Origin of the sequence: Nostoc sp. FACHB-190, assembly GCF_014696905.1 — a bacterium.
GTDB lineage: Bacteria > Cyanobacteriota > Cyanobacteriia > Cyanobacteriales > Nostocaceae > Nostoc_B.
This window is the reverse complement of the sequence record NZ_JACJQW010000017.1, coordinates 97,795-123,694: the sequence shown is the minus strand read 5'-3', so window position 1 is coordinate 123,694 and position 25,900 is coordinate 97,795. Positions and strand designations below refer to the sequence as shown.

Below are 25,900 nucleotides of genomic sequence, written 5' to 3'. Positions count from 1 at the left end.
TGCTTGATTCTACTTATCTTACACCTTGCTTCTACTTTGTCTCTATTTATCAGGAATCTCCGGCTTTAAAGGCAGAAATACTATGAAAACAGTAAATTTCACTGAGGTTCGCGCCATGAATACTTCTTTATCAACTTCCACTAACCCCCAAGCTTCTACCCAAACTTCACAGTTAATTCCAGTATCTTCCTCAACAATGGAAAATCCCTCTGCTTGGATACGTGACGGTTACAGTCCTACAGAAATCCTTCTTGCAGCAGCATTTTTAACTTCTTTATTGATGGGAGGAACTGCGACTTTGATTATGGCAATAACTGGATTAGTCAAAACTTTAGCACCAACAATCCACCAAACTAAATCCAGTTCAAGCAAAGCTAAAAACTAAACTTAGCACAGAGAAAAGAAACCCAACATTATCCAGACTTTGTTGGGTTACGAGATCGCTCCACCCAACCTACTTTTCTAATCTTGTAATGGCAACACAGTAATTAATTCAGAAAATCGCGCAAAATCATTTGTGTTGTGGGTAAGTAACTGAGGAATGCCGTAAACTAACATCGTGGCGACAATGTTGGCATCATAAACTTGTCTGCCACCAATAGCAATTTCAGTCATCAAAGATAAAAGCTGTTCTGTAACTTCAGGTGTATCCTCAACTACGCGAAATTGAGTTTGAAAAAATCTAACACGCTCAATTACTATGGCAACAGGTCGAGGATTTACGAATGCTTGTGGACGAGTCAGAACCATCAAAAATTCTCGCAAAACTTGGCGACTAATCCATAACTCAATTCCTGTATCATAGAAATTTTGAATTTTCTGTATTGCTGCTTGGTGAAAGGGAGACTCGGCAACATTCGCATAAACTAAGATATTTGTGTCTAAAAAAACAGAGTTAGCGTCCCCAGTCACCATACATATCCTCACGGCTTAAAGAAATATTTTCAGGCCAAGAACCGTAATTATCTACTGGAAAATTGAGAGGAAGACGTTTTTGTTTGCTTTCTAATTTCTTGACTAAGGGTTGTTCATCAATTACTATTACTACTTGATGTTCACCCTCTGGAATATCTAGCGGTAATTGGGCTGTCATCTTACCATCTTTAGTAACTGTGACAATTGTTTCTATACTTTTCATCTTGTTCTTCCTTAATCCATTACAGCTAACACAGCTTTGGGTAATAACTTATCTTTAAACCACACAATTCTCGCAGGGACATCATTTAATTTCACTCCAGCTTTTTCTAAATTCAGCCGTTCGGAAATTGCCAAAATCAAATTATCACAACCTGCACGCCGCACCTGAGAAAATTTCTTTTGTAAATATTCTGGTCGCCAATAACCGACGATTTCTAATAGAAATTCTCTGCCATCAGGATGCACTAGGCGAAAATCGGGAATCATCACGCTACCAGGAATGGGAATTAAATCAACTTCTCGCTCTAATACCCAGTCAGTTTTTAAAGCATCCCATTTATCAGCAAAGGAAGCTTCTAGCATACTATCGTAAGGCTTACCTTTAGAATAGTGCGATACTAAACCACATTCAGAATTGAGGGTAAATCTGCCAGTTTTCCAAGTATCTGTGTAAACATCACGGGTTTGTAATGTTGCTGACAGACTCCATTTGGTGACATGCAGTAAAGCCGGAATTAATTTAGCGATCGCCAGCCCATATCGTGTACTAGGATTAAATAAACTCGTCGGCCCATCCACTGTAATTGTAAAGCCGTGGTCAGCATCACCTTCTATATAAGCCATGAGTTGAAATAATTTTAAATAGCGAAATAACAGCTTATATTCTCCCGGTACATTGCGATGAGCATTTAACACTAACTGACTCGCTTTATAAAAAATTCCCTGCACCTGGGACAAGTTATATCTATTTAAAATATCTACAGGCGAAGGTGTATCAAATTGGGTCAAAATTTTATTTTCTGATAAGTCAGCATACAAACCAGTCCGCACCTGTTCTAACAAAACTTCTCGCTCTAATTCCTGACTTAATTCATCAGCAATTTTGCTTAAAGTTGCTTGGGTTGATTCTCGACTCGCTACAGATTTTGCCGCCAAAGCAAACACTCTTTCTCTTAACATTGGCGGTTCTAAAGGACTAACCACTTCAAAAGTACAAAAATTGCTTTTGATAATATAAGCTAATCCCCGCTTGACACGATAATCTGTCGCATCACCTTCTAAATCTAAAAGCTGCTTTTCTAATTCCCCTTGCGTTTTACCTTGTGCTGCTTGAAAACAAGCAATTAATTCATTAGTCAACGCCAAATGTTTATCATCAATCTTCAGCCTTTTCGGAATGATTTCTTCTCCGTTTAGGCGATGACTTAGTAACTCCGTTGGTAACATCTTCTGAATTTTGGATTTTAGATTTTGGATTTTGGATTGAATAATTAATTTCTAATTGTTCCGCCGCCTTTAAACCTTTTTCCTGACCACTTCCATAGATAACCTGTAAATTCCCTTTCTTTTCTTTCTTCCCTTCGCGCTCTACCCTTCGGGAAGTCGCTGACGCGTCTATGCGTCTTTGCGGTTCGTATTTCTCCTCACCCCGCCGCCGCGCCGAAGTCCCTTCCTCACTCGTATCTTCCGCGATTACCTCATACAAAATCGCCTGTTTATTCTCCACATTTCCCTTGCGTAAAATCCTCCCCAACCGTTGAATATATTCCCGCGTTGAACCTGTTCCCGACAGAATAATTGCCACTGAAGCCGCCGGGACATCAACACCTTCATTCAACACATGAGAAGCCACCAAAGTATTATATTCACCTTCGCGGAATTTAGTTAAGATTTCATGGCGTTCTTTGACTGGGGTTTGATGAGTAATTGCTGGAATTAATAAGTCTTGGGAAATTTTATAAACTGTCGCATTATCAGCCGTGAAAATTAACACTCGTTCAGGAAAATGAGTGGCTAATAAATCAGCTAAAATTCGCAACTTGCCATCAGTTCCTAAAGCAATTTCTTTGGCTTCGCGGTGTGCTAACATGGCTCTACGCCCAACTTGCGATCGCGCACTCATCTGCACAAACATTTGCCAACCTTGAATACTTCCCAAAGAAATTTTAGATTGACGCAAAAAATCATTGCGGGTTTGAATTAATTGATTGTATCTTTCCCGCTCAATTTGGGATAATTTCACTTTTATTTGGACAATTTCATGTTCGGCTAAGGCTTTCCCCGCCAAATCTTCGGCGCGTTTGCGATATACCTCTCGACCAATCAAAATATTTAAATCAGCGTGTTTCCCATCAGTGCGTTCTGGTGTGGCTGATAATCCTAACCGATAAGGTGCGATCGCATATTCGGCAATTACCTTGCTAAAATCTGTCGGTAGATGATGGCACTCATCAAAAATAATCAAAGCATATTTATTTCCCAAAGATTCAGCATGAATGGCTGCACTGTCGTAAGTTGCTACTAATATCGCTGTCTTATCCCGCGAACCGCCGCCTAGTAACCCCACCTCCGCATCGGGAAATGCCGCAACTAAATGTGCATACCACTGGTGCATTAAATCCAACGTCGGGACAACAATTAACGTAGTACGCGGTGTTGCTTGCATCGCCATCTGCGCCAGATAAGTTTTACCCGCCGCCGTTGGTAGCACTACTACACCTTGTCTTCCCGCCAACTTCCAAGCCGCTAAAGCTTCACTTTGGTGGGGGTAAGGTTCCATTTCCAAACTCGGAACCAATTCTATCGGGTAAAATTCCTTCGCCTCATCAATAAACTCTACTTCTTCCCCTTGCAGTGCTTCCACCACAGCCCGGTAACGCATCGCCGGAATGCGAAATTTTTCCACACGGTCATCCCATGTAGCATAATCCATCCAAGCTTTACCGCGTGGTGGTGGGTGCAGAATTAATGTACCGCGATCGAAGGTTAATTTGGAGATGCGAGCCATTCCGAATTGCTTGGGGATTGTCCTGTACTAAGTAACAATCCTACAGTTATTGAGCAAGTAATGGGTGGAAGGCTGTACTTCGACTGCGCTCAGTAACCAGGGTGTAGGGTGTAGTATGCAAGATATGTGTATAAACATATCCCGCAAGGAACTTAAGTTCCTTGCTCACAGCAAAAGTCATCTAAAGATGACTCAATGTACCCTAAATTTTTGAGTCTACTTTAGTCGACTTGAGCTATTAGCCTTGAACTTGAGTTCAAGGCGGGTGACAAAGCCAACGGTGACGCTTTCTCCACACCCACACCCTGGTTACTGAGCGCAGTCGAAGTACACCCTCATACCCCTACACCCTAAATATCAGCATTAAATCTTCATCAACTTAGAAAGACTATGTTCGCTACCAGATTTCTTTGATCCTGATGAATTTAACGGCAAAACTTAACAGACAGACTAATCCTCAGAAACTTCTGGTGTCTCTTGTTGCAGTATGGCATGGCAATATTGAATTAAAGTAGTGAGGCGATCGCTCATGGTTTGAAGTCTGGTTTTTGCTGTGGCTGCCTGCCTTGCGCCTTGGAAAAATGTGATATCAATTTCCAATAAGCGCAATTGTTTACTGATTTCCGTTTGATAAGACAGTTCTTTGGAATCTGCTGTTGCTAAAGGCACAATCTCGCGTTGAAACAACTGCTGCAAATCAGCAACACGCTGTCGCAGTTGGGTTTTGTCAAATTCCCCAGCAGTGACATCAGACCGTAACTGCACTAATAACTTTGCTAGTGCTTGATATTTATCACAATTTAAAGACATCTAGTGCCATTTAAGATAGTATTAATGACAAGAATTTTTTCTTCTACAGTATATCTTCTTGAACCACTATCACTATCACAAGCCTCAAATCCCCTTTTGAGGCTTATTCGCCATCGTAGGTTTTTCCAAATGATGCTTGTTGAAAGCTAAAATGGAGGACTACCACAAGGCAAGAGACTCATCATCCTCACACTGCATTTACCGCCCCACCAGGGACACAGGATCACCATTAGTTGATGCTGTAAACTTCGTCCATCTTACTATTTACCGATCACCTTTTGTATGAGCGGCATAGCTACTAGTACTTCAATTGACGTTACGCTTCCAGAATGGCTCAATAAATGTTTACGCGAGTCATCACCCAGAAGTGTCGAACCAGAAGACCGAAGACAGAATGATGCGTCGTTAATTTGTCGAGCATTTTCTTTTGCCTATCAACTCCATCATGGACAATTTCGCAAATCTGGAGAACCGTATATTTATCATCCCGTTGCTGTAGCTGGGCTGCTACGCGATTTAGGGGGTAGTCCTGCTATGATAGCAGCTGGATTTCTTCATGATGTAGTTGAAGATACAGATGTCACAATTGAAGAAATAGAAGAGCTATTTGGCTCAGAAGTACGGCGGTTAGTGGAAGGTGTAACCAAACTTTCTAAAATTAATTTCAAAAGTAAAACCGAAAGCCAAGCCGAAAATTTCCGCCGGATGTTTTTGTCAATGGCGCAAGATATTAGAGTAATTGTAGTCAAGTTAGCAGACCGTTTGCACAATATGCGAACTCTGCAATATATGTCAGAAGATAGCCGTCGTCGCAGCGCCCAAGAAACACGAGATATCTTTGCACCTCTAGCCAACCGTTTGGGTATTTGGCATATTAAGTGGGAACTGGAAGATTTAGCTTTTAAATATCTGGAACCGGAAGCTTTTCGCCAAATGCAGCAGCATGTTTCGGAAAAACGCACGGCGCGAGAAGAAAAATTAGCTAAAGCCACAGATATTTTACGAGAACGTTTACAACAAGCTGGAATTCGCTGTTTAGATATTAGTGGTCGTCCCAAACATTTATACAGCATTTATCAAAAAATGCAGCGACAGCAAAAGGAATTTCATGAAATTTATGATTTAGCGGCGCTGCGAATTATTGTCGAAACTAACGAAGAATGTTATCGGGCTTTGGCGGTTGTTCATGATGCGTTTCGCCCCATTCCCGGCAGATTTAAAGATTATATCGGTTTACCTAAACCCAACCGTTACCAGTCTCTGCACACTGGGGTTATTGGTTTAACCGGTCGTCCTTTAGAAATTCAAATTCGCACTCTGGAAATGCACCATATCGCCGAATATGGTATTGCAGCCCATTGGAAGTACAAAGAAACAGGTGGTTCTAATAGTCCGTTGACGGCGGCTGATGAAAAGTTTACTTGGTTACGGCAATTATTAGAATGGCAAAGCGACCTGAAAGATGCCCAAGAATATTTAGATAGCGTTAAAGATAACTTATTTGAAGACGATGTTTATGTGTTCACGCCCAAGGGTGATGTTGTTTCTTTAAATCCTGGTTCTACTAGTATAGATTTTGCCTATCGCATTCATACAGAAGTTGGAAACCATTGTTCAGGTGCAAGGGTAAATGGGCGGATAGTACCTTTATCTACAAGGTTACAAAATGGCGATATTGTCGAAATTCTCACCCAAAAGAATGGTCATCCGAGTTTAGACTGGTTGAATTTTGTCAGAACTTCCACGGCAAAATATCGGATTAAACAATGGTACAAGCGATCGCGCCGCGAAGAAAACGTCACCCGTGGGCGAGACTTGTTAGAAAAAGAACTCGGTAAAACAGGTTTTGATAATTTGCTAAAATCCGATGCAATGCAGACTGTGGCCGAAAAGTGCAACTATCACAGCGTCGAAGATTTACTCGCAGGTTTGGGTTACGGCGAAATTACCTTAAATTTAGTCCTAAATCGCTGGCGGGATGTGGTCAAGGCACAGCAACCTGCGACAATGGTCATACCACCATTTGTCCCCAAAGAATCATCAGCCAAAGCTTTACGGGATGTTCCCCACAGCAGTTCCCGCGCCAGCGATTCGCCGATTCTCGGTGTTGAGGGTTTGGTGTATCATCTGGCGGGGTGTTGTACACCAATTCCCGGAGAATCAATTATTGGCGTAGTGACACGCGGTCGGGGAATTTCTATCCATCGCCAAGGCTGTCACAATTTGGATAGTGTTGAAGGCGATCGCCTAGTGCCGGTAAAATGGAATTTGGCAGTAGAAAATAGTTCTCGCCCCCACACTTACCCAGTCAATATCCAAATTGAAGCCCTAGACCGTGTAGGCGTTTTAAAGGATATTTTATCGCGGTTAAGTGACCAAGGTATTAACGTCCGTCATGCCCAAGTTAAAACAGCCAGTGGACAACCAGCATTAATGGACTTAGGCATAGATATACGCGATCGCTCCCAACTTGAACAAGTCTTTGTCCAAATTAAAAAAATGAGCGACATCATCAATATTCGCCGCGTCGGTCAAGCAGAGGAGTAGATATTTTGAGGTGACAGGTGACAGGTGACAGGTGACAGGTGATAGGTGACAGGTGACAGGTGACAGGTGATAGGTGACAGGAGTAGACAATATTTACTCAGCACTCCAAACCCAGCACTCAGCACTCAGCACTCAGCACTCAGCACTCAGCACTCAAAACTCAGCACTCAAAACTCAGCACTTTCCTGTAAAAACTTTCCAACCCAGCAACACAAGCCTGGTCATCAAATAATAAATGATGACGCTGGCTGATTTTTTCGGCAATGTGGTTTCGCCAAGTTGAGTCTAGTCCCAACTTAACGGCGATATCAATATATTCTGCTTCATTGGCGGCGATGGTTTCAGTCACTCCCAGCATTTTCAGAAAGCTATCTGAGTGACGACCACGCATAAATTCTCCTGGACAAGTGACAACAGGGAGATTACAAGCGATCGCTTCTAAGGTAGTATTACCACCAGACCAAGTAAAAGTATCCAAATAAACATCTGATAATAAATTAATCATCAGATAATCGAGGCGATCGGGAATATTTAAAAATACACAATAATCTTCACTGTTTAAACTTATCGCTGCAAAAGCACGTTGTAAACGCGACCGAAGTAAAGTTCCTCGCAAAAATACAAATTTCGCTTGCGGTATGCGACTGGCTATTTCTGCCAAAATAAAATCATACTGGGGTAAATATTTAAACGGTGCTTGGCAACATAAATAAATCACCGCATCATCTGAAAGCTGAAAATCTGAACGAGTTTTGATGATTGGCGGAATATAAGGTTTGGGGTAAGATACACCAATATTAGGTAAACGAATTAGTGTTTCCGAATAATGTTCTTGGGCATTTTCCGGTTCCATTAACTCACTTGATAAAAAATAATCAATTGTTGGTAAACCAGTTGTTACCGGATGTCCCCAAGCTACACACTGCACAGGCGCAAGTCTGAGTGCAGCAATTTGCATAGTTTGTGGGTTCATGCCAATTTCTGGAAACACTAAAATATGTAAATTATCAGCAATTACTTGTTCACAAACTCCCGGCAAGTTATAAGGAATATGGTGAAAAACATCACTATATTCTTGAAATTGTTCTGTAACTGGATCTGGGTCATTACCTGTATAGTAACAGTAAATTTCAAAGTCTTGATGATTACAATAACGTAGCCAACCAGTTAACCATAATGTGCCACTATAAGAATGTAAATAATGTGAAAGATAGCCAACGCGGATTTTTGGCTGTGGCTGGAGTTTTGGCATAGATAAAGGCGCAACCCATTGGGGATAGTTAGCCGCCATAATGTCATGCACTAACTGTCCATATTGACGTTGTAAATCTCGGTCATTTTGGGCTTGATAAGATAAATAAAAGTTAGTTAGACGACCTATACCATTGAAGGCATTAATTTTTTCTTCTGGAGTATTTAAGCTAGTGTTTTGAATTAAATCTTGTAAGCCTTGGGTGTAACGCTGACGATAAAATTCTATTTCATCTACATAATTATAAATGCTAGGTACTGTTAAATATTTCAGCAGTTTAAAAGTATAATCATCCGGCAAGCATATACAAGCATGTTCCGCACTAGCAATTGCTTCTTGTGTTCTACCATCACGCCGCAAGTCGATGATTAAAGAAAAATGCAAACTCCCTTCTGTGGGATAGAGTGCGATCGCCTGATGTAGTGTTGTATAATAAGCCTCATTTTGCTGAGAACTTCTGTAGGAATGAATTAAATTCCTGTAAATTTCTAAGTTATTGATTTGCAATTTTAGCAGTTTTTGATATTGTGCGATCGCTCCTTGCCAATATCCTATTTGAAATAATCTATTTGCTAAATCATAAATCAATTGCACTATTGATATAGTACTAAATTCATCAATTGCATATTCAGAAATATTAGTGATTGAGGCTGGATGAATGTTATCTAAAATAATTCGCGCATGAACTTGATGAGATATCATCTCCCATTGCTGAAAATCCGAACTATCAACTAGCGAAACTTCACAACCTGCACTAACATCAGCATCATCCGCCATCAGCAGATTCATCAATACACCAGACAATACTAAATTAGCAACATCTTCCGCAACATCGCTAATATCAATCATTAGATTTATCTGACTACTAGCAGGATGATTATTGACTGCATAAATTACCTTTTCTAAATCTTGATAAAGATTATCTTCTGCCTGTGACCAGTCAAGAAAAACAATTATATTAATATCGTTAGTATTTAGAAAATCTGAATCATTACTCAATTCTTCTGTGGTGCTAATCAAGTTATCTTCTCCTTCTTTTTAAACTAGAGTGAGTGCCTTAATACTAAAGCACTCACCATTAACTAAAATTATTCAAACTGTTAGTTCAAACTTTATAAAACACAAAGTTGATTAATAAAATTTTCTAGTTCATAAGCTGGTAGTGTTTCTATTGGGAGTTCTGCCACAATTGCCTTATCTTCATATCCTAAAATAATTCGGCTGCTGAGACGAGGTAATAAAGCTTGCCATTGAATATCTGCTAAACTACCAACCAAAGAAATTTCTAATCCCTCACTGATATCTAAGTCATCTTCCATCAAAAGATTCATAGTGATGCCAGAAAGTAATAGTTCTGCATCTTCAGTGGAAATATTACTGGTGTTAATTAATAAAGTAGTTTTTTGACTATCTGGATAAGTTGCGATCGCTTTAATTACAGATTCCAATTCTAACCCCAGCAACTCTTCCGATTGCGACCAATCAGGGAAAACAATAACATTAATTTCCTTCAACTTCAAAGATATCAGACTAGCATTAATCAATGTAGTACTAACAATATCAGCCATTTTCGTCCAAGAAAATTTTTGTGCTTGCGCCAAACCAGCCTCAATCAATGCTTGACGAACCCTCGGCTTTTGGATATCACATAAAGCACTTGCCATTCCATCTACATCATCATCCTTCACATATATTGCAGCCTCTCCTGCTACTTCTGGAATTGAAGCATTCGGACAAGTAATTACCGGACAACCACAAGCCATTGCTTCAACAATTGGCATCCCAAAACCTTCATATTTAGAAGGATAAACCAATGCCACTGCACCAGAATAAGCTGTTGCTAACTCCTCATCACTAAGTTGCAACATATAAACAGAACTACCCGACGTACAAACTCTAAATTCTGGCGCTAATACCCCACCACTACCTGTACAAACAATATCGAATCCATAACTACTGGCAAGCTGAGAAAATGCTTGGAAGAATAACATACTATTCTTATAACCATTACTAGCCCCAACTACAATAAAGTAAGGCTTTGTAATACCATACTTCGATTTAAAACTATTAACCTCTTCAGATTTTGCTGGTGAAAAATTACTATTAACACCACAATGAGCAACAGTAACAGAATCTACAGATATTTCTGGGAAATATTTGTTAATGTCACGCGCTGTATGTTGAGAAATAGCAATGTAAGCAGATGCACTTTGAATCGCTAAATGCTTTTCTCGCCACATAGGATTATTAATTACATCCCATCCCAACACCTCTGGTATCATATCGTAAGCCATGAATACAGAAGGTGTTGTTAATGGGGTTGTATAGTAAGAAGAGATAAATAAATCTGCACCTTCCTCATCACATATTTCTTGAAGCATCTGTTTATCTGTATCGGTATCGTTATAGTCATAAACAGGAATTGTACGATAACGGATACCATTAATTTTGGGTACTGTATTGCCTCTATCTAATACTAAAATGTGATTAGCAAATTCACTATTTGACCATTGCTCTAGCAAACTCCGCCAAACTCTAGCAATTCCTGTTTGATAGAGTTGAAAGAAGACACCATCAATTAAAATATTACGTCGAGGTAAAGTTTGAGATTTGGCTTTAGCTAGTTCGTAAATTTTAATAGTTTCTTGAATATATTTATCCCAACTGAAATTCTGAGCTTGTTGAAGGGATTTTTTCGCTAAGTTTTTTCGCAATTCAGGTTCAGAATATAATCGCAGTATATTATTCTCAAGTCCTGATGTGTCATTAGGATCAAGCATAATTCCAGCATCTCCAACAACTTCGGGTAAAGAAGAAGTATTCGATGTAATTACCGGAGTTCCGCATTGCATAGCTTCTAATGGTGGTAAGCCAAAACCTTCATAAAAGGACACATATAAAAATGCTAATGCACCGGAATATAAAGGTGCTAAATCTTCATCAGGTACAAAACCTGTAATAATAATTCGGTCTTTTAATTCTTGGAATTTGTCTATTTCTGCAAAAATTTCTTCATATTGCCATCCTTTTGTACCTACCAATACTAGATTGAGGTCATGAATATTATGGGTTTGAATTAGTCTCAAAAAAGCCCGAATAACATGAGCAATATTTTTTCTTGGCTCTAGGGTTGATAAAGTTAAGAGATAAGGCTGATTAGGAATTTTATATTTTTGTTTAACTTGGTTAATTACGTCTGAATCAGTACAAGGATAAAATTTTTCTTGATCAGCAGCTAAATGTGTAACTAAGACTTGATTGTGATTGAGATTTTGTCGATATGCACAAATATCTTGTTGTGTAGATTCAGAAATACAGCAGACAAAATCATTTGGATCTATCTGGTCTATAATTGTTTTAACTATATGTTCTGAATTATAGTTAAAATATTGTGGATAAAGAATTGGAATTAAGTCATACAGTGTGATGATTCTGGTAGCAAAGTAGATATTGTGAGGTAAAGGATAATAAGTCGAGTGATAAATGTCTATATTTAAATCTTGTAGTTGTGATAAATAAAATACGGGAAGATTTTTATACTCTAAATTTTGATTTATATAAATTTGACAAGCCTCCAATAAATCAGGCTCACTAGTACATAAATAAATACAACACTGTGGAGATTTTAGTAGTCCTTTTAAAAGATTTTCTGTAACTCTAAAAACTCCAGTTTTAGCAGTTTCTAAGATAGTCCCTAAACCTAGGACAGCAATATCTAATGCTATTTTAATTTCTGTTATTTGATTCAATAATGAAACTTTTCTTATTTCTTTAATAGGACTCTGGCATAAATTATTAAAAACATTAGGTACAAGCTTATTTTCTGTAAGTAAATGTAAAGTAATTCCGTTGTAAGATATATTACTGGAATAAAAGTTTAAATTGTACTTGTCTGCAATTATTTCTAGAGATTTTAATGTATATATTGATGTGTGTTGTCCTTCTTGCGGTACGTAGTACCACCATTCATCAGGCTTAGGATTATTTATAGGTAGAATTTCTGTACTAAACAAAATATTTCTAGAAAATTTTAAAATATTTTCTATCTCTTCTATAGGATTAACAAAATGCTCAAAAACCTCAAACGCGGTGACTAATTCATAAGATTCATTTCCATTTGTTGTATAACCTTTTGCAAATATATTATTACAGAACTTATCTAGCCAATAAAAATCAAATCCTGAATCTCTCATCATTCTCACAAATAAACCATAGCCAGCACCATAATCTAAAAATCGGGACTGATGATTAAATATATTAAAAATAATTTGATATGCTTTTTGAGAACAATATTGATTACGAAATAATAAACCACTATCACTTTTGCCTATAACATCAGAGTAAGCTTCTTCTAGCCAGTAAGGCTCTTCTGTTTGAACAAAACCACAATTAGAACATTGAAAATAATTGACATTATATTTATTTAATAAAAGATTTTTCCCAAAAAAGTGACTATTAGAATTACAGATTTTACATTTCATAGATATGATTAATCTTTTTGAAAGATTACTGATAGTAAATTTGCTTATTGAAATCCAAGAAAAATTAATAGCGATCGCTCTAATTTTGCTGTTTCTTAATCTGCTCTAAAACAGTTTTGTAGTCTTGCCTGTCAGGATGCAGTTTAACTAGCTTTTCCATAATCTCAATCGCTCCTTTGGGATCTTTTAAATGCACTCTAGCTATAGCTAATTTCTCTAAAGCCGCTTGGTTGTTTGGTTCTCGTTGCAAAACTAGTTCATAACCCCGTGCTTGTTCCTGTAAAGAAGACTCAACAGATACATTCTTTTTCTGAGACTGCTGATGAGCTTGTGGTATTCCACTAATCACACCAAATACCGTAGAACCAACGAAAGAGGCTAAACCTACTACCGTTAAAATCCTTTTCTTTAGGTCAATTTTCTTTTGGCGAGAAATAATATAGTCATCCCCAGAACTAGACATGTCTCAATAGTTGCTGTCAAAAATACTGAGATACCAGCAAGCCTCCAGTTATCAGAGTACCCACCACCCCAGGTAAACTAACATGATGGCTGTAAAGTTTTGAAAATTCTTCAGACGGTACGTAAGAACTACTTGAATGAAGACTTGCAATTATTCGCGTGACAAGGAAGACAAGGAGGACAAGGGAGATAAGGCTTCACCGTGAGCTTCAACCGAACGGACTAGGTTTTGAACACCTACACCCTTACACCCATTATTCAAGACAAGCTTTGTGCGCTAGTTTAATCTCTGCTAAAGAATTAATTTTTTATAAATTTTTGTAATAAATCTATCTAATGTCAGGTGTTTGCGATATTGTATATTACGTCTAAATATACGCGGTAAACTCTCCTTAGCCGTGTCTTAAACGACTTCAAACCAGCCTAAAATTCTTGTTTTTCTAACAAGTACTCACATACTCATGGCTGATGTAGATAAAATTCTGCAAATTCAACTTGTGTTATCAATGCAACTTTCAAAACAGTTAGTTTTTTCGTGACGCATAGACGATCGCTTGTGAGTAAAAATTTCAGTTTTGTGGTGGTAATTACCGTACAAAACCGAATTTATGCAAAAACAAGCAGGGTTTGTTATGGTATAGTTAGAAAGTTAAGACTAGCTTTACCAATTCCAACGCTCTACGCATCGATAACAATTGCCTAGCGGAAAGCAGTTTTGATTAAGCATTTACCTAAACGAAATCTGAACTTAATCATAGGTTATGACTCAGCAAGTAATTCACCCAATGGTGAAATTGCAGCGTAACGTGCAATCACTCGTAGAATCAAATATCATCAAACCCACTGATAGCATTTGGAAAATTGCCTTTCTCTATGGCAATGACTGGCAGCACTGGAAACAGGAACTGTTGGACTTTGGCTTCAGTATGCAAGACCCAATCAGTGAACTGTTGGCAGTGGAAGCTTGGGATGAAGAATAGGAAATAGGGAATAGGGAGTAGGGAGTAGGGACTAAGAAAAATCACGACTCCCTACTTACGACTCCCCACCTCCAAATTTATACCTTGCAAGCTGTTAAAGCATTGGCTAATTCCCTAGCGGTTTGATAGCGATCGCGTGGTAACGGCTCTGTTACACGTTCAATCACCTCTCGAATTTGGGGTGTAATCGTGGGAGAGTTAGCCACATCAAACCGAAAATTTCGTCCTTTTTGGCGGAAGAATTTAAAGGGATTTTCCCCAGTCAGCAGAAAAATTAGTGTTGGCCCAATGGCATATAAATCTGATTGAATCAGAGGTTGTCCCCGTTCTTGTTCGGGGGCGCAATAACCTTCTGCACCAATGCGTGTACCTGGTGTTGTGCCAATTTCTTTCACAGCACCAAAATCTAACACCACGATGTGATTATTGGCATTTCGCACCATCAGGTTAGCGGGTTTAATATCACGATGAATCAGTGGTGGTTCTTGGCTATGCAAATAGTCTATAATTTCGCAGGTTTGAATCATCCAGGCGATCGCTTGGCTAGGCGTTACAGGCCCAGTCATCTGGACTCGTTTTTCTAAATCTTGCCCATGTACTAATTCCATAGCCAAGTATTTTTTACCACCGTCAACAAAAAAGTCATAATACCTGGGGATACCTGGATGATGGAGAGATTTCAGCGTATTGGCTTCTCGCTCAAATAATTCTTGGGCTTTAGCTATTTTTGCCATATCAGCATTCATTTGCTTTAAGACCAAAAGTTGGGGATTTCCACTCATCCAGCCTTGTGTATCCCAAGCTAAATATGTGGTTCCCATACCTCCTTGTCCCAAAGTTCGCAACACCTGATACTGACGAATCGTCTGTTGCACTGAAAGAGGTTGACCACAATGAATACAAAATAAATTTTGCGGAGAATTACCTTCATGGGTGCAAGTGTAAGCCGCCCTAGCAGGGTCTTGATTTGTCGGCACAAATCCAGCCAACTTTTCTGACTCTGCATTAGTCGCTGGCGATATCTCCTGAATTTGAAATTGCAGTATTGGCCCTCCCTGCGCCAGTTGTAAAACTGCATTGTGCGGTAGAGGACTTTGAATTACCAAAATGCCATTGAGAAACGTACCATTTGTACCTTGACTATATATCTGCCAAGATTCTTCATGATTATCAGTACTGACTTGCCTGAGTTCTAGATGGTGTCGGGAAACCAAACTATCGGATAAAACCACATGATTGTCTGCCGCTCGACCAATACGAATGACGGCGGAGTTATCAAAGCACCACTGTTTCAGGGGTGTTTTGTGTTGCGGTTCTAACAGCGTCACAATAACCACAATCAAACCTGCATAAAAAATAGGGAGTAGGGAGTAAGGAGTAGGGAGTAGGGATGAGGAAAAACTCGAAGCTAACCTCTAATCTCTAGCCTCTAGCCCCGGAATTGTCCATGTTTGGTCGGACTTTTGCCCGCACCAGTATTGCAGTAATGTTGTCATGACCATTTTTTTGGTTTGCCACATCAATTAATTCATTGACACCCCGTTCTAAGCTTGCGCCAGAACTTAATAAAGGAAGTAAATGACTCTTCCAGTGGGTTTCTAGTAAATCATTATCTGATAAACCGTCAGAGGCGAGAATTAGCAAACTATCTTCATTAATGTCAAAAAACTCTACATCAGGATCGAGGGCGCTTTCGTCACGCGGCCCTAAAGCTTGGGTTAATTGATAAGCATCAGGACGGGCATAAGCTATGCTGGGTTCTACTCCCCGCGCAATTTCCCGTTGTCCAACTTCATGGTCTACGGTGATTTGTTCGAGTCCGCGTTTGCGGGTTAAGCGGTAGAGACGGCTATCGCCCACATGAGCCACTACAGCTTCGGTATCTTGAATTACCAAAATTACCAAAGTTGTACCCATCCGCCCAATACCCGATCGCGCATCTTGTTGATTTAGCTGATAAATTGCTTGATTAGCTAAATAAACAGCCTCACGCATATTTGCTTCGGTTGGGCGCTGGTTGGTTTGCCAGAATTCTTGGAAGTATTGTTTGACAGTGTTAACAGCCAATTCACTCGCTATTTCCCCACCCGCATGACCACCCATTCCATCACAGAGAATATATAAACCACGGGCTTGGTAGACGCGGTTTCTGGGAAGTTCTAGCTTCTCAATTTTCGTGTCGATGCCAAAGTAGTCTTCGTTGTGTTGACGCTGACGACCTACATCGGTGCATCCCACATCTTCGAGACTGCTTAATTGCATTGACAGCACGATGGTGGGTAAGTCGTCGCTTCTTCCAGAACTGTCTTCGTCTGGATCATCTTCTAGCTGAATGATCGTGGGTGCTGTGGGATGTTGGTGAGCGGTGGGAGAAAAACTAGGAATTGCTGAGGTTTCCAGGTCTGAGGCGATCGCTTCTAGGCGCGATCGCAACTGGGCAATCATTTGAATTTTCCCTAGTTTTAAATCCTCCAAAATCTGCAATACCGCACCAAACTGCGTCCGTTGGGACTGTCTAAATAATTCCTGCCAAATTTCCCCCAAAACTTTTACACTAAACGGCTGTTCTGTTAGTGATAATGTTTCGTCTTCGGCTATGTCATCGGCTTCTGCGTCACTTTCCCTATACAATCTTGCCAAAGCTAATGTTTGGTCTTCATCCAAGCGCAGATTCGATAACTCCAACAAACTTTGGCGACATCTCACAGGTTCCAACACAGCCCACAGTTGGGTCATTTGATAAAACCAATGTAAAATTTGTAACGAGCTTGTTGTCTCTTCTTTCCACAAATCAATTAACAAAGGCCAATCAGAACGGTCTTCAATTAAGAGAACCTGGGTATTTCCTTCCTGCCAAGCATCGTGGATTACTGGTATTTCTACTTGACATTTCGCCTGTAATTGTACGTAAGCTTTAGCTAATTTAGGAATGTCAATTTCTTGACCTGTTACGGTGAGCCATCCTTGGTTTTGATTGTCTAAAATAGCTCCGATTGGTGATATTTGATACGGCTGACAATCTAAAACTCGTACACCTACTTCAGTTCGTTGGGCATTGTCATCAAAGATTGCCAAGGGTTCTAGCAGTTGATAGCGTTGTTCTTTATCTATGTAAGAACCTGCTTTCAACACAGGTCTAGCAGCAAGCGGTAAAGTATATTCCGTGGAAAGAGGTAAAGTTGGTAAATCATCCTGATCATCTTGCCAACTGCCTAATTCCCAGTCCCCGCCTTCTTCTTTAGTGACAATTGCCCACCAAACTGTCCCACATTCAGCACCGCAGTTATGACAACTTTGGGCATGTAATGGCACTTCCGTGCCACATTCATGACAAGCATGATGAGTCAAGGAAGTGCCACAGTTTTGGCAAAATTTATTAGCATTGGGGTTCTCAAATTTACACTGAGGGCAAATCAGCATAGTGGAAGTTCCTTTATTCCCGTTCCAAGGTGCTTCTAGCCACTAATATCCAAAGTGCCACAATTAACTGCCCCTGCCTACAGTAGACCTACAAGAGATTGTGGTTTCACCAGTGAATGTTGGTGGCAGTATTAATTGTGACGCATCTTAGCTAAATATTTCAGATACCTGCAAATAAATTTTGTTCTTGTCCAAGGGGAGCAGCAATTTCTTAGTAAGAAACTGGTATAATTATACTCCCTTTTATACTTGACGCTGCAATGGTAATTGCACCATAAAACAAGTACGATTTGACCTACTGTCTACCTCAATTGTTCCTTCTAATTGCTTAATTAATTTCTGGACTAATGCCAATCCCAAGCCTGTACCGCCTTGCTTCCACGGGTCATTACTAGGAATGCGGTAGAATTTGTCAAAAATATGGGGTAGCTCCGAACTAGGGATTTCTACACCCGCATTAATCACTTGAAACTGCATATTTTGGCAATTTAATGCCACAGCAACCGTGATTTCAGCCTCTGGAGGGCTGAATTTACAGGCGTTGGTCAGCAGTTCGATAAAGATGCGCTCTAGGCTAAAAGGATCACAAACCAATGGCGGTAGATGCGGAGCTATACGTAGGTGGATTTTTTGCTTGCAGATACCTCGGTTACGGGCATGAAATAGCTCTACAACTCGTCGCAGCCATTGTTGGACTTGAATAGTTTCCAGCACCCAAGGTTGAGCGTTGCTATCTAAGCGTTGCAAATCCAGAAAGTTATTAATCAGGTTGATTTCCCGTTCACACTCGTTATCTAAAATGGCAAAATAGCGGGCGGCTTTTGAGCGTTCGGCTGGCGGTTTAGCCATTTCCTGCACAAAATGTTCTGGCTGTAGTGCAATTCCTAACATTTGAATTGCCATTTTCATGTTTGTCAGTGGTGTGCGGAGTTCATGGGAAACTGTGCTGAGAAATTCTTCCTTGAGGTGAGTCAGACTTTCCATTTCTGCTAACTGTACCTGCTTTGCAGTTTGGTTAGTTGCTTGGCTGACTTCTTCACACACCATCAAAATTACCGGACTTTTCTCAGGATATTCACCATCAGGTAAGATTTTGAGAGTTGTTTTCACCTGGGTAATTTTACTATCAGGACAGTGGAGGCGATATTCTGCCTTGATCGAATGGTTGGGGTAAACAGCACTGAACAATTCAATGAATGTTTCCGATAATCTTTGTCTGTCTGATAATTCCAGCAAATTAAATACAGAGGTTTTGATCAATTCTTCTGGTTTGTAACCCAGCAAGTTAGCGCCGAATTGGTTGATAGAAAGAATTATCCCGGCTGCATTTACACTCAAGTAAATTGCTGGAGTATGTTCATACAGACTGCGATACCAATGGAGTTCTGCTTGTGTACGCCGCAGCATATCTGCTGTGTACAGTTCTAAATCCGAGGTGCGTTCAGGCACAAGTTCCAAGCGAGCCGGAGAGGCTGACAAGGTATCTTGTTGTGTGTGTGTTTGATGCCAGAGCGATCGCTGATTTAAGCTCATAAGACCTAAACTTGTACTCACAGGCTAACGTTCATTAATAGGGAAAGGGAAGAAAAAAGTTCATTATAATTTTTTTGGCAAAATTTAGCCAATTACAGGCAAAAAATATCTTTCCCAGTTTTTAATGCTTTCCTTGAATAGCTGACATTCACAGATTAATTCTCACGTTTATTTACATCTATTTATTAATTAAGAGAATTGAGACTTTTGAGTTTTAGATTCAGAAGACTTGTTCAGTAGTAATTTAAGTTCTGATGCGCTCAAGTCGCGCCACTGACCGAGTTGTAGTCCGTCTAAATTAAGATGGGCTATGCTTACCCTAATCAGTCGCAAAGTGGGAAAACCTACAGCCGCCGTCATTCGCCGCACCTGACGATTTTTACCCTCTGTTAAAGTCATTTCTAGCCAAGCCGTTGGTACATTTTTGCGAAATCTGATCGGTGGGTGGCGATCGCCCACTGGTGGATCTACGGTTAACAGCCTCACTTGGGCAGGGCGCGTGCGGTAATCTTTGATTTCTACACCCCTTTGCAATTTGGTTATAGCATCTGGATCGGGAATCCGCTCTACTTGTACCCAGTAAGTTCGCTGATGGCCAAAACGCGGATCAGCAAGCCGATGTTGCAATTTACCATCGTTTGTCAACAGTAATAACCCCTCACTATCCCAATCCAAACGCCCCACCGGATAGACATCAGGCACATCAATATAATCTTTGAGGGTACTATGGTTTGGTGTTTCCTGCGTAAATTGACTGAGAACACCGTAGGGTTTGTGAAAGATTAAATACCGAAAGCTATTGCTCATTAGATATTACAGATTTTTGCTACTCCTAGAAGTCTCAATTTAGACTTAACAGGGTTGATTGAGTGAAATTATCCAAAGATTTGGGAACTTTAATAAAAACCAGATTAAAGATGAGTTGATGATGCTGAACTCTAAGATTAGTCGGCGTTCTTTCTTGTTCCTAGGCGGTGCTTCTCTAGTTCAAGGATTAACATTGGATCTCCCCGCCACGGCTCAAACCGTCCAAATTAAAAAAGCCAAGATAAACGGTATTTCTTTTTACCAAACAATTATTGACCTGACTGACCCCCAAACTTTCATCACCATTGGTTTAGCCAAGAATGCCTCTTTTGCTAATACACAGCAGAAAAGTAGCGGAGATGAAGAATTTAGCAAAATCGTATCTCGTTATCGAGCAGCCGTGATTGCCAACGGCACTTTTTTCGCCAAAAATGCCCAAAAAACAGTGATGGGTAATATGGTAGCAGGCGGTAGATTTTTGAAATACAGCCAATGGGAAAATTTCGGCACTACCTTGGGTTTGCGAGTTGGCAATCAACCAGAAATGATTACGGCGCGGGTGGATGGTAAACCAGAATGGCATCAACATTGGTTTTCTTTAACCTGCGGCCCCCGATTGTTAAGACAGGGACAAATTTGGCTCAACCCAGGCCTAGAAGGATTTAAAGATCCTCATGTTTTAGGTAAAGGCGCACGTACAGCCATTGGTTTCCCCTCCGACGGCAAAAAGTTATTTTTGGTGAATTTTGACAGTAGCTTAAGTTTGCAGCAAACAGCACAAGCCATGAAAACAATCGGCTGTCACGAAGCCATGAATTTAGATGGTGGTGCTTCCAAAGCTTTAGCAGCAAACAATAAAATTTTAGTCCCGGCTGGCAGACCCCTAACAAATGTGATTGTTGTCTATGATGCTAAAAATCCGGCTCCAGCAGCTTTAAAACAAGCTTGGACGAGATTTCAACAAGGCGAACGCCCAAAAATATCTGGTGTTTAGCAAGGCGAGGTGCGATCGATTTCAGTAGCAATAATAAATTTGGAATTCCAATAACTGACAACTTTGGGATTCCATATTATTACTTTGCGTCTATGCGCGAGATAAAATAATTACGTAAGCGAGTCCACCAGTTTCATTATTTCCAACTCAAATACGCCAAAGTTCTATGACCCTTGCTAAATCTTCTGAACTAGGCATTACCCATCTCCCCGACCATACTGAATTACCAGAGTCCGACGGAACCTTTGTGAAAAACTTTCAAGAACATCCTCAAAGTCTCCTACTCACAGACTCTATCACAGACGTATTACAGCAACTACATCCTGATCAGCAGTTTGCCATTGGTCAAGATAGCGGTATTTACTGGCGTTTAACAGAACCACCAGAAAAAGGCGCAGAAGCACCAGATTGGTTTTATGTACCAAATGTACCACCAATGTTAAACGGTAAGTTTCGCCGTTCTTATGTCTTGTGGCAAGAATACGTCGCACCCTTAATTGTCCTAGAATTTGTCTCTGGTGATGGTTCAGAAGAACGGGACAAAACACCCCTAACTGGTAAATTTTGGGTGTATGAGCAGGCAATTAGAGTGCCATTTTACGGGATTTATGAGTTTAGCAAAGCTGCGGTGGAAGTCTATCACTTAGTAGATGGCAAGTATCAATTACTGCCAGCAAATGAAAGAGGCCACTATTCTATTCCGCCGATGGGTGTGGAATTAGGGATTTGGCAAGGACAGTATAAAAATATGGCAGCACCTTGGTTGCGCTGGTGGGATACAGAAGGAAATCTTTTGTTGAATAGTGATGAAAAGTCTCAACAATTAACATCCCAGTTAGAAGAAGTATCATCACAATTAGAACAAGAACAGCAAAAAACCGAACGCTTGGCAGAAAAGTTGCGTCAAATGGGGATTGACCCTAATCAATTGTAGAGAGCGATCGCTTTCAGCATTCACGTAGATTAAGTTCAGAGTGAAGAAGTAGTAGTATTGAACTTATTTACAGGAGAAGGTCGTGAGAATGCTAGAAACCTCATTAGGAAGTACTGCACTCCATCTATTTTTGTGAATTTATAGACATCTTCCGCGCTATTCTTTGCGCCTTTGCGCGGCAGTCGCTTCAAGTCGGGGAACCCGCCCAACGCGCTGCCTTGCCTTTGCGTGAGATAAAAAATATTGTTGGCTCACAAAACATCTAACAGTGAGTTATACCGCCTCAATCACACCACAGCATATTCATAAAGTAATAACAGAAATAGCGATCGCACTCCCCCATACCTCATAAATTGTTAACCTCTTTGTCCTCAACCTTAAGCAAAATGGTACAATCTACATCCATGCTAGGGGTGCCTGAGATTTCAGGCTGAGATCACACCCTTAACACCTGAGTCTGGGTAATACCAGCGGAGGGAAGCTGTTTATTGAGGATTTCAATCATGCGGAAAGAATGGGTTGCCAAGCGGCGTGGGCAGAGCAATGTAACTCAAATGCACTACGCACGTCAGGGTGTTATCACCGAAGAAATGCACTATGTTGCTCAACGGGAAAATCTTCCTGCTGACCTAATTCGTGAGGAAGTAGCACGGGGGAGGATGATTATCCCAGCTAACATTAATCACACCAACCTAGAGCCGATGGCTATTGGTATCGCCTCTAAGTGCAAAGTGAATGCTAATATCGGTGCTTCACCCAACTCTTCTAACCTTCAAGAAGAAGTAGATAAATTACAGTTGGCGGTGAAGTATGGCGCTGATACCGTGATGGACTTATCCACAGGTGGCGGTAACTTAGATGAAATTCGTACCGCGATTATTAACGCTTCACCCGTTCCTATTGGTACAGTTCCAGTCTACCAAGCATTAGAAAGCGTCCACGGCAGAATTGAAAACCTCACCGCCGACGACTTCCTCCACGTCATCGAAAAACATGCCCAGCAAGGTGTAGACTATCAAACTATCCACGCTGGCATCTTAATGGAACATTTACCTTTAGTCAGAAGCCGCATCACAGGAATAGTTTCTCGTGGTGGTGGTATTTTGGCACGGTGGATGTTGCATCACCACAAACAAAACCCGCTTTACACCCACTTCCACGACATCATTGAAATTTTCAAGAAATATGATGTTTCTTTCAGCTTAGGTGATTCTCTGCGCCCTGGCTGTACCCATGATGCTTCCGACGCTGCACAATTGGCAGAATTAAAAACCCTCGGACAGTTAACGCGCAAAGCCTGGGAACACAATGTACAGGTGATGGTAGAAGGGCCTGGACACGTCCCAATGGATCAAATTGAATTTAATGTCCGCAAGCAAATGGAAGAGTGTTCCGAAGCACCATTCTATGTGTTGGGGCCTTTGGTAACAGATATTGCTCCTGGCTATGACCACATCACCTCTGCTATTGGCGCAGCAATGGCTGGCTGGTATGGTACAGCAATGCTGTGCTACGTCACACCCAAAGAACATTTAGGTTTACCGAATGCAGAAGATGTTCGTAATGGGTTAATTGCTTACAAAATAGCAGCCCACGCCGCCGATATCGCCAGACATCGCCCAGGTGCAAGAGACAGAGACGACGAACTCTCGAAAGCTCGTTATAACTTCGACTGGAACCGTCAGTTTGAATTATCCCTCGACCCCGAAAGAGCGAAGGAATATCACGACGAGACCTTACCCGCAGACATCTACAAAACTGCTGAGTTTTGTTCAATGTGCGGGCCGAAGTTCTGTCCGATGCAAACCAAAGTTGATGCTGATGCGTTGACTGAACTAGAGAAGTTCTTGGCTAAAGAAGCTGTAGTACAAGGTTAAGATAATTTTCGTGAAACATCGTTATTGGGTTGAACCTAGTAACGATGTTTTCCAAGGGTTTCAAGCCCACATACAGAATTTATTGTAGTTGCCACGCGATCGCTTTTAGAACTACATACTTGATATAAAAATATTATTTACTTAAATGACTCGTCAAGTTCATGACCAATTTGCTAAAGAATATTTAGAAGAGTTATTAACAGGTCTAGGAACGATTAAAAATAGCGAAAAAGTTAAAAGTGAAGTTCAAGAAATTGATGTTTGGTTTGAGCCATTTTCTCCTCCACCCAAAAACAATTTACCTTTGGGTTTATTAGGAAAAATGGCAACAACTCAGTGTTTATTTGAACCTTTTCGCAATCCACCATCTGAAATAGAAATTCGTAGTTGTTTACTAAAATTATATGCTGTTCATGGTGATGTAGTCAGGAAAGCGAAACGAGAAAACAGAAATATTGTTGAATCAGAGTTACCAATTTTATGGATTTTAACACCAACGTTTTCATCTCGGATGATTGCCGGATTAGGTGCGACTGAGATTTTAGAAAATTGGGTGAAAGGTGTTTATTTTTTGCCGAATATTCTGAAAACCGCAATAGTTGTTATTCATCAATTACCAGAAAATGCAGATACCTTATGGTTGAGGGTTTTGGGGAAAGGAGGAACACAAAAAAGAGCAGTAGAAGAGTTAACAGAATTGCCAGAACAGAATCCTTTTAGAGAGAATTTGTTAGAAATTTTAGCAGACTGGCGTAAAAACTTAGAGTTGAGAGATAATTTAACTAGAGAAGAACAGGAAGTGATTATGAACTTATCACCAGCTTATTTACAACAACGGGAAGAGTGGAAGCAAGAAGAAAGATTTTCAATGATAGCTTCTCTTCTAGAAGCACGCTTTGGTACTTTAGATTCTGAATTATCTGTTTTGGTAGGAAAGATTGCCCAAATTCCGGTTTCAGAACGGACTCAGTTACTTCTTTCTTTGAGTAATTTATCGCGTGAGGAATTGTTGCAAAGACTGAGTAACGATGAAAGTTAGACATATATGATAAGGAATTTGTTTGGAGTTTATAGCCCTCAAATTAGTAATCTATAAACAATGATTCTGCAAGATCATTTTCGTCCACCACTATCTGTCCGCCGTCACTGGCACGCATTTCATAACGCTTGGGCAACTTATATTGCTTCTGATTTGAACTCTAAATTACCAGAAGGCTACTTTGCGGAACCAAATGTACAATTTGGGATTGAAATTGATATAGCTGCGTTTGAAGAGTCATGGCAGGAATCAAGAGATTCAGCTAATATTTGGATGCCTCCGCCACCAAGTAAAACAATAGCATTTATACCAACAGATGAAACAGTCGAAATAAATATATTTAATACTGAGGCTGGCCCTGTTTTAGCAGGCGCAATAGAATTAGTTAGTCCTGCAAATAAAGACCGAGCTACTCATCGTAATGCTTTTATTTCTAAGTGTGAAACTTATTTACGGCAGGGAATTGGTTTAGTTATTGTTGATGTTGTCACTGAACGTAAGACAAACCTCCACAATGAATTATTAACACGTATTACAGAAAGCAATGTATCACTGTTCAATGCTGAACTTTACGCTACAGCTTATAGACCTATCCAGCTAAATGAACAGTATAAAATTGATATTTGGGAGGAAAAATTGACTGTGGGTTGTCGGCTACCGACTCTGCCATTGTGGTTACATGGTGAAATCTGCTTACCCGTAGAATTAGATAATATTTATGAGCGTACTTGTCAAGAACAGCGAATTACCATTTACACTGCTTAGGAGTTGTAGATAGTACTGCGTTAAGTCAACTTCAAAAATAGTTTTTAACTGAAAGTGCATCACCAGTCAAAAAA

The 25,900-nt window shown here is 40.2% G+C and carries 20 protein-coding genes and 1 riboswitch; of the genes, 8 read left to right on the top strand and 12 right to left on the bottom strand.

Annotation, left to right across the window (positions count from 1 at the left end):
- Nucleotides 1-82 precede the first annotated feature (82 nt).
- On the top strand, nt 83-385 hold the full coding sequence (locus H6G28_RS19090) for a hypothetical protein (protein WP_242054615.1): 303 nt from the start codon (nt 83-85) through the stop codon (nt 383-385).
- A gap of 77 nt (nt 386-462) precedes the next feature.
- Here H6G28_RS19090 and H6G28_RS19085 read toward each other — a convergent pair whose 3' ends face one another.
- The 5 genes from H6G28_RS19085 to patD form a co-directional block, all read right to left on the bottom strand.
- A complete protein-coding gene (locus tag H6G28_RS19085; RefSeq protein WP_190588814.1) occupies nt 463-915 on the bottom strand; it encodes a type II toxin-antitoxin system VapC family toxin in 453 nt (150 codons plus the stop codon).
- Complete coding sequence (locus H6G28_RS19080; protein ID WP_190588813.1) at nt 896-1,138, bottom strand: hypothetical protein; 243 nt, start codon at nt 1,136-1,138, stop codon at nt 896-898. The genes H6G28_RS19085 and H6G28_RS19080 overlap by 20 nt, the downstream gene beginning before the upstream one ends.
- An 11-nt stretch (nt 1,139-1,149) precedes the next feature.
- The gene (locus H6G28_RS19075; protein ID WP_190588812.1) at nt 1,150-2,364 is read right to left on the bottom strand and encodes a DUF790 family protein; all 1,215 of its coding nucleotides are present in this window, start codon (nt 2,362-2,364) and stop codon (nt 1,150-1,152) included.
- Nucleotides 2,294-3,925, bottom strand: coding sequence for a DEAD/DEAH box helicase family protein (locus H6G28_RS19070; protein WP_190673128.1), 1,632 nt, complete (start codon nt 3,923-3,925; stop codon nt 2,294-2,296). The genes H6G28_RS19075 and H6G28_RS19070 overlap by 71 nt, the downstream gene beginning before the upstream one ends.
- A 450-nt stretch (nt 3,926-4,375) precedes the next feature.
- Nucleotides 4,376-4,735: a heterocyst frequency control protein PatD gene (gene patD, locus H6G28_RS19065; protein WP_190588810.1), complete on the bottom strand. Its 360-nt coding sequence runs from the start codon at nt 4,733-4,735 to the stop codon at nt 4,376-4,378.
- A 282-nt stretch (nt 4,736-5,017) separates the two neighbouring features.
- Here patD and H6G28_RS19060 point away from each other — a divergent pair, with 282 nt between their 5' ends.
- On the top strand, nt 5,018-7,282 hold the full coding sequence (locus tag H6G28_RS19060; RefSeq protein WP_190588809.1) for a RelA/SpoT family protein: 2,265 nt from the start codon (nt 5,018-5,020) through the stop codon (nt 7,280-7,282).
- 160 nt (nt 7,283-7,442) lie between these two features.
- Here H6G28_RS19060 and H6G28_RS19055 read toward each other — a convergent pair whose 3' ends face one another.
- The 3 genes from H6G28_RS19055 to H6G28_RS19045 all read right to left on the bottom strand — a co-directional run bounded on the left by H6G28_RS19055 (nt 7,443) and on the right by H6G28_RS19045 (nt 13,478).
- Nucleotides 7,443-9,554, bottom strand: a complete 2,112-nt coding sequence (locus tag H6G28_RS19055) for an O-linked N-acetylglucosamine transferase, SPINDLY family protein (RefSeq protein ID WP_242054614.1) — start codon at nt 9,552-9,554, stop codon at nt 7,443-7,445.
- A gap of 92 nt (nt 9,555-9,646) precedes the next feature.
- Nucleotides 9,647-13,015 carry a glycosyltransferase gene (locus H6G28_RS19050; protein WP_190673124.1) on the bottom strand — a complete coding sequence of 1,123 codons (3,369 nt, stop codon included), beginning with the start codon at nt 13,013-13,015 and terminating at the stop codon, nt 9,647-9,649.
- A 79-nt stretch (nt 13,016-13,094) separates the two neighbouring features.
- Complete coding sequence (locus tag H6G28_RS19045) at nt 13,095-13,478, bottom strand: tetratricopeptide repeat protein (RefSeq protein ID WP_190673121.1); 384 nt, start codon at nt 13,476-13,478, stop codon at nt 13,095-13,097.
- Nucleotides 13,479-14,238: 760 nt separating this feature from the next.
- Between H6G28_RS19045 and H6G28_RS19040 the strand changes: the two genes are divergently transcribed.
- Nucleotides 14,239-14,457 (top strand): DUF4327 family protein, encoded by a 219-nt coding sequence (locus H6G28_RS19040; RefSeq protein ID WP_062291811.1) that lies wholly within the window; start codon nt 14,239-14,241, stop codon nt 14,455-14,457.
- Nucleotides 14,458-14,534: 77 nt separating this feature from the next.
- Here H6G28_RS19040 and H6G28_RS19035 read toward each other — a convergent pair whose 3' ends face one another.
- From H6G28_RS19035 to H6G28_RS19020, 4 genes are all read right to left on the bottom strand, one after another.
- On the bottom strand, nt 14,535-15,794 hold the full coding sequence (locus tag H6G28_RS19035) for a protein kinase domain-containing protein (protein WP_190588805.1): 1,260 nt from the start codon (nt 15,792-15,794) through the stop codon (nt 14,535-14,537).
- 85 nt (nt 15,795-15,879) lie between these two features.
- Nucleotides 15,880-17,877 carry a serine/threonine phosphatase gene (locus tag H6G28_RS19030; protein WP_190673118.1) on the bottom strand — a complete coding sequence of 666 codons (1,998 nt, stop codon included), beginning with the start codon at nt 17,875-17,877 and terminating at the stop codon, nt 15,880-15,882.
- Between the two features lie 243 nt (nt 17,878-18,120).
- Nucleotides 18,121-19,410, bottom strand: a complete 1,290-nt coding sequence (locus H6G28_RS19025; RefSeq protein ID WP_190673225.1) for a PAS domain-containing sensor histidine kinase — start codon at nt 19,408-19,410, stop codon at nt 18,121-18,123.
- 189 nt (nt 19,411-19,599) lie between these two features.
- On the bottom strand, nt 19,600-20,217 hold the full coding sequence (locus tag H6G28_RS19020) for an rRNA large subunit pseudouridine synthase E (RefSeq protein ID WP_190673115.1): 618 nt from the start codon (nt 20,215-20,217) through the stop codon (nt 19,600-19,602).
- Between the two features lie 121 nt (nt 20,218-20,338).
- Between H6G28_RS19020 and H6G28_RS19015 the strand changes: the two genes are divergently transcribed.
- The 5 genes from H6G28_RS19015 (at nt 20,339) to H6G28_RS18995 (ending at nt 25,826) form a co-directional block, all read left to right on the top strand.
- Nucleotides 20,339-21,211, top strand: coding sequence for a phosphodiester glycosidase family protein (locus tag H6G28_RS19015; protein WP_190673221.1), 873 nt, complete (start codon nt 20,339-20,341; stop codon nt 21,209-21,211).
- A gap of 166 nt (nt 21,212-21,377) precedes the next feature.
- Nucleotides 21,378-22,145: a Uma2 family endonuclease gene (locus H6G28_RS19010; RefSeq protein ID WP_190673112.1), complete on the top strand. Its 768-nt coding sequence runs from the start codon at nt 21,378-21,380 to the stop codon at nt 22,143-22,145.
- 399 nt (nt 22,146-22,544) lie between these two features.
- A riboswitch (TPP riboswitch) is annotated at nt 22,545-22,641 on the top strand.
- A 7-nt stretch (nt 22,642-22,648) separates the two neighbouring features.
- Nucleotides 22,649-24,022, top strand: a complete 1,374-nt coding sequence (gene thiC, locus H6G28_RS19005; protein WP_190673109.1) for a phosphomethylpyrimidine synthase — start codon at nt 22,649-22,651, stop codon at nt 24,020-24,022.
- Between the two features lie 145 nt (nt 24,023-24,167).
- Nucleotides 24,168-25,061: a hypothetical protein gene (locus H6G28_RS19000; protein ID WP_190673105.1), complete on the top strand. Its 894-nt coding sequence runs from the start codon at nt 24,168-24,170 to the stop codon at nt 25,059-25,061.
- Nucleotides 25,062-25,121: 60 nt separating this feature from the next.
- A complete protein-coding gene (locus tag H6G28_RS18995) occupies nt 25,122-25,826 on the top strand; it encodes a DUF4058 family protein (RefSeq protein ID WP_190673102.1) in 705 nt (234 codons plus the stop codon).
- Nucleotides 25,827-25,900: the final 74 nt, after the last annotated feature.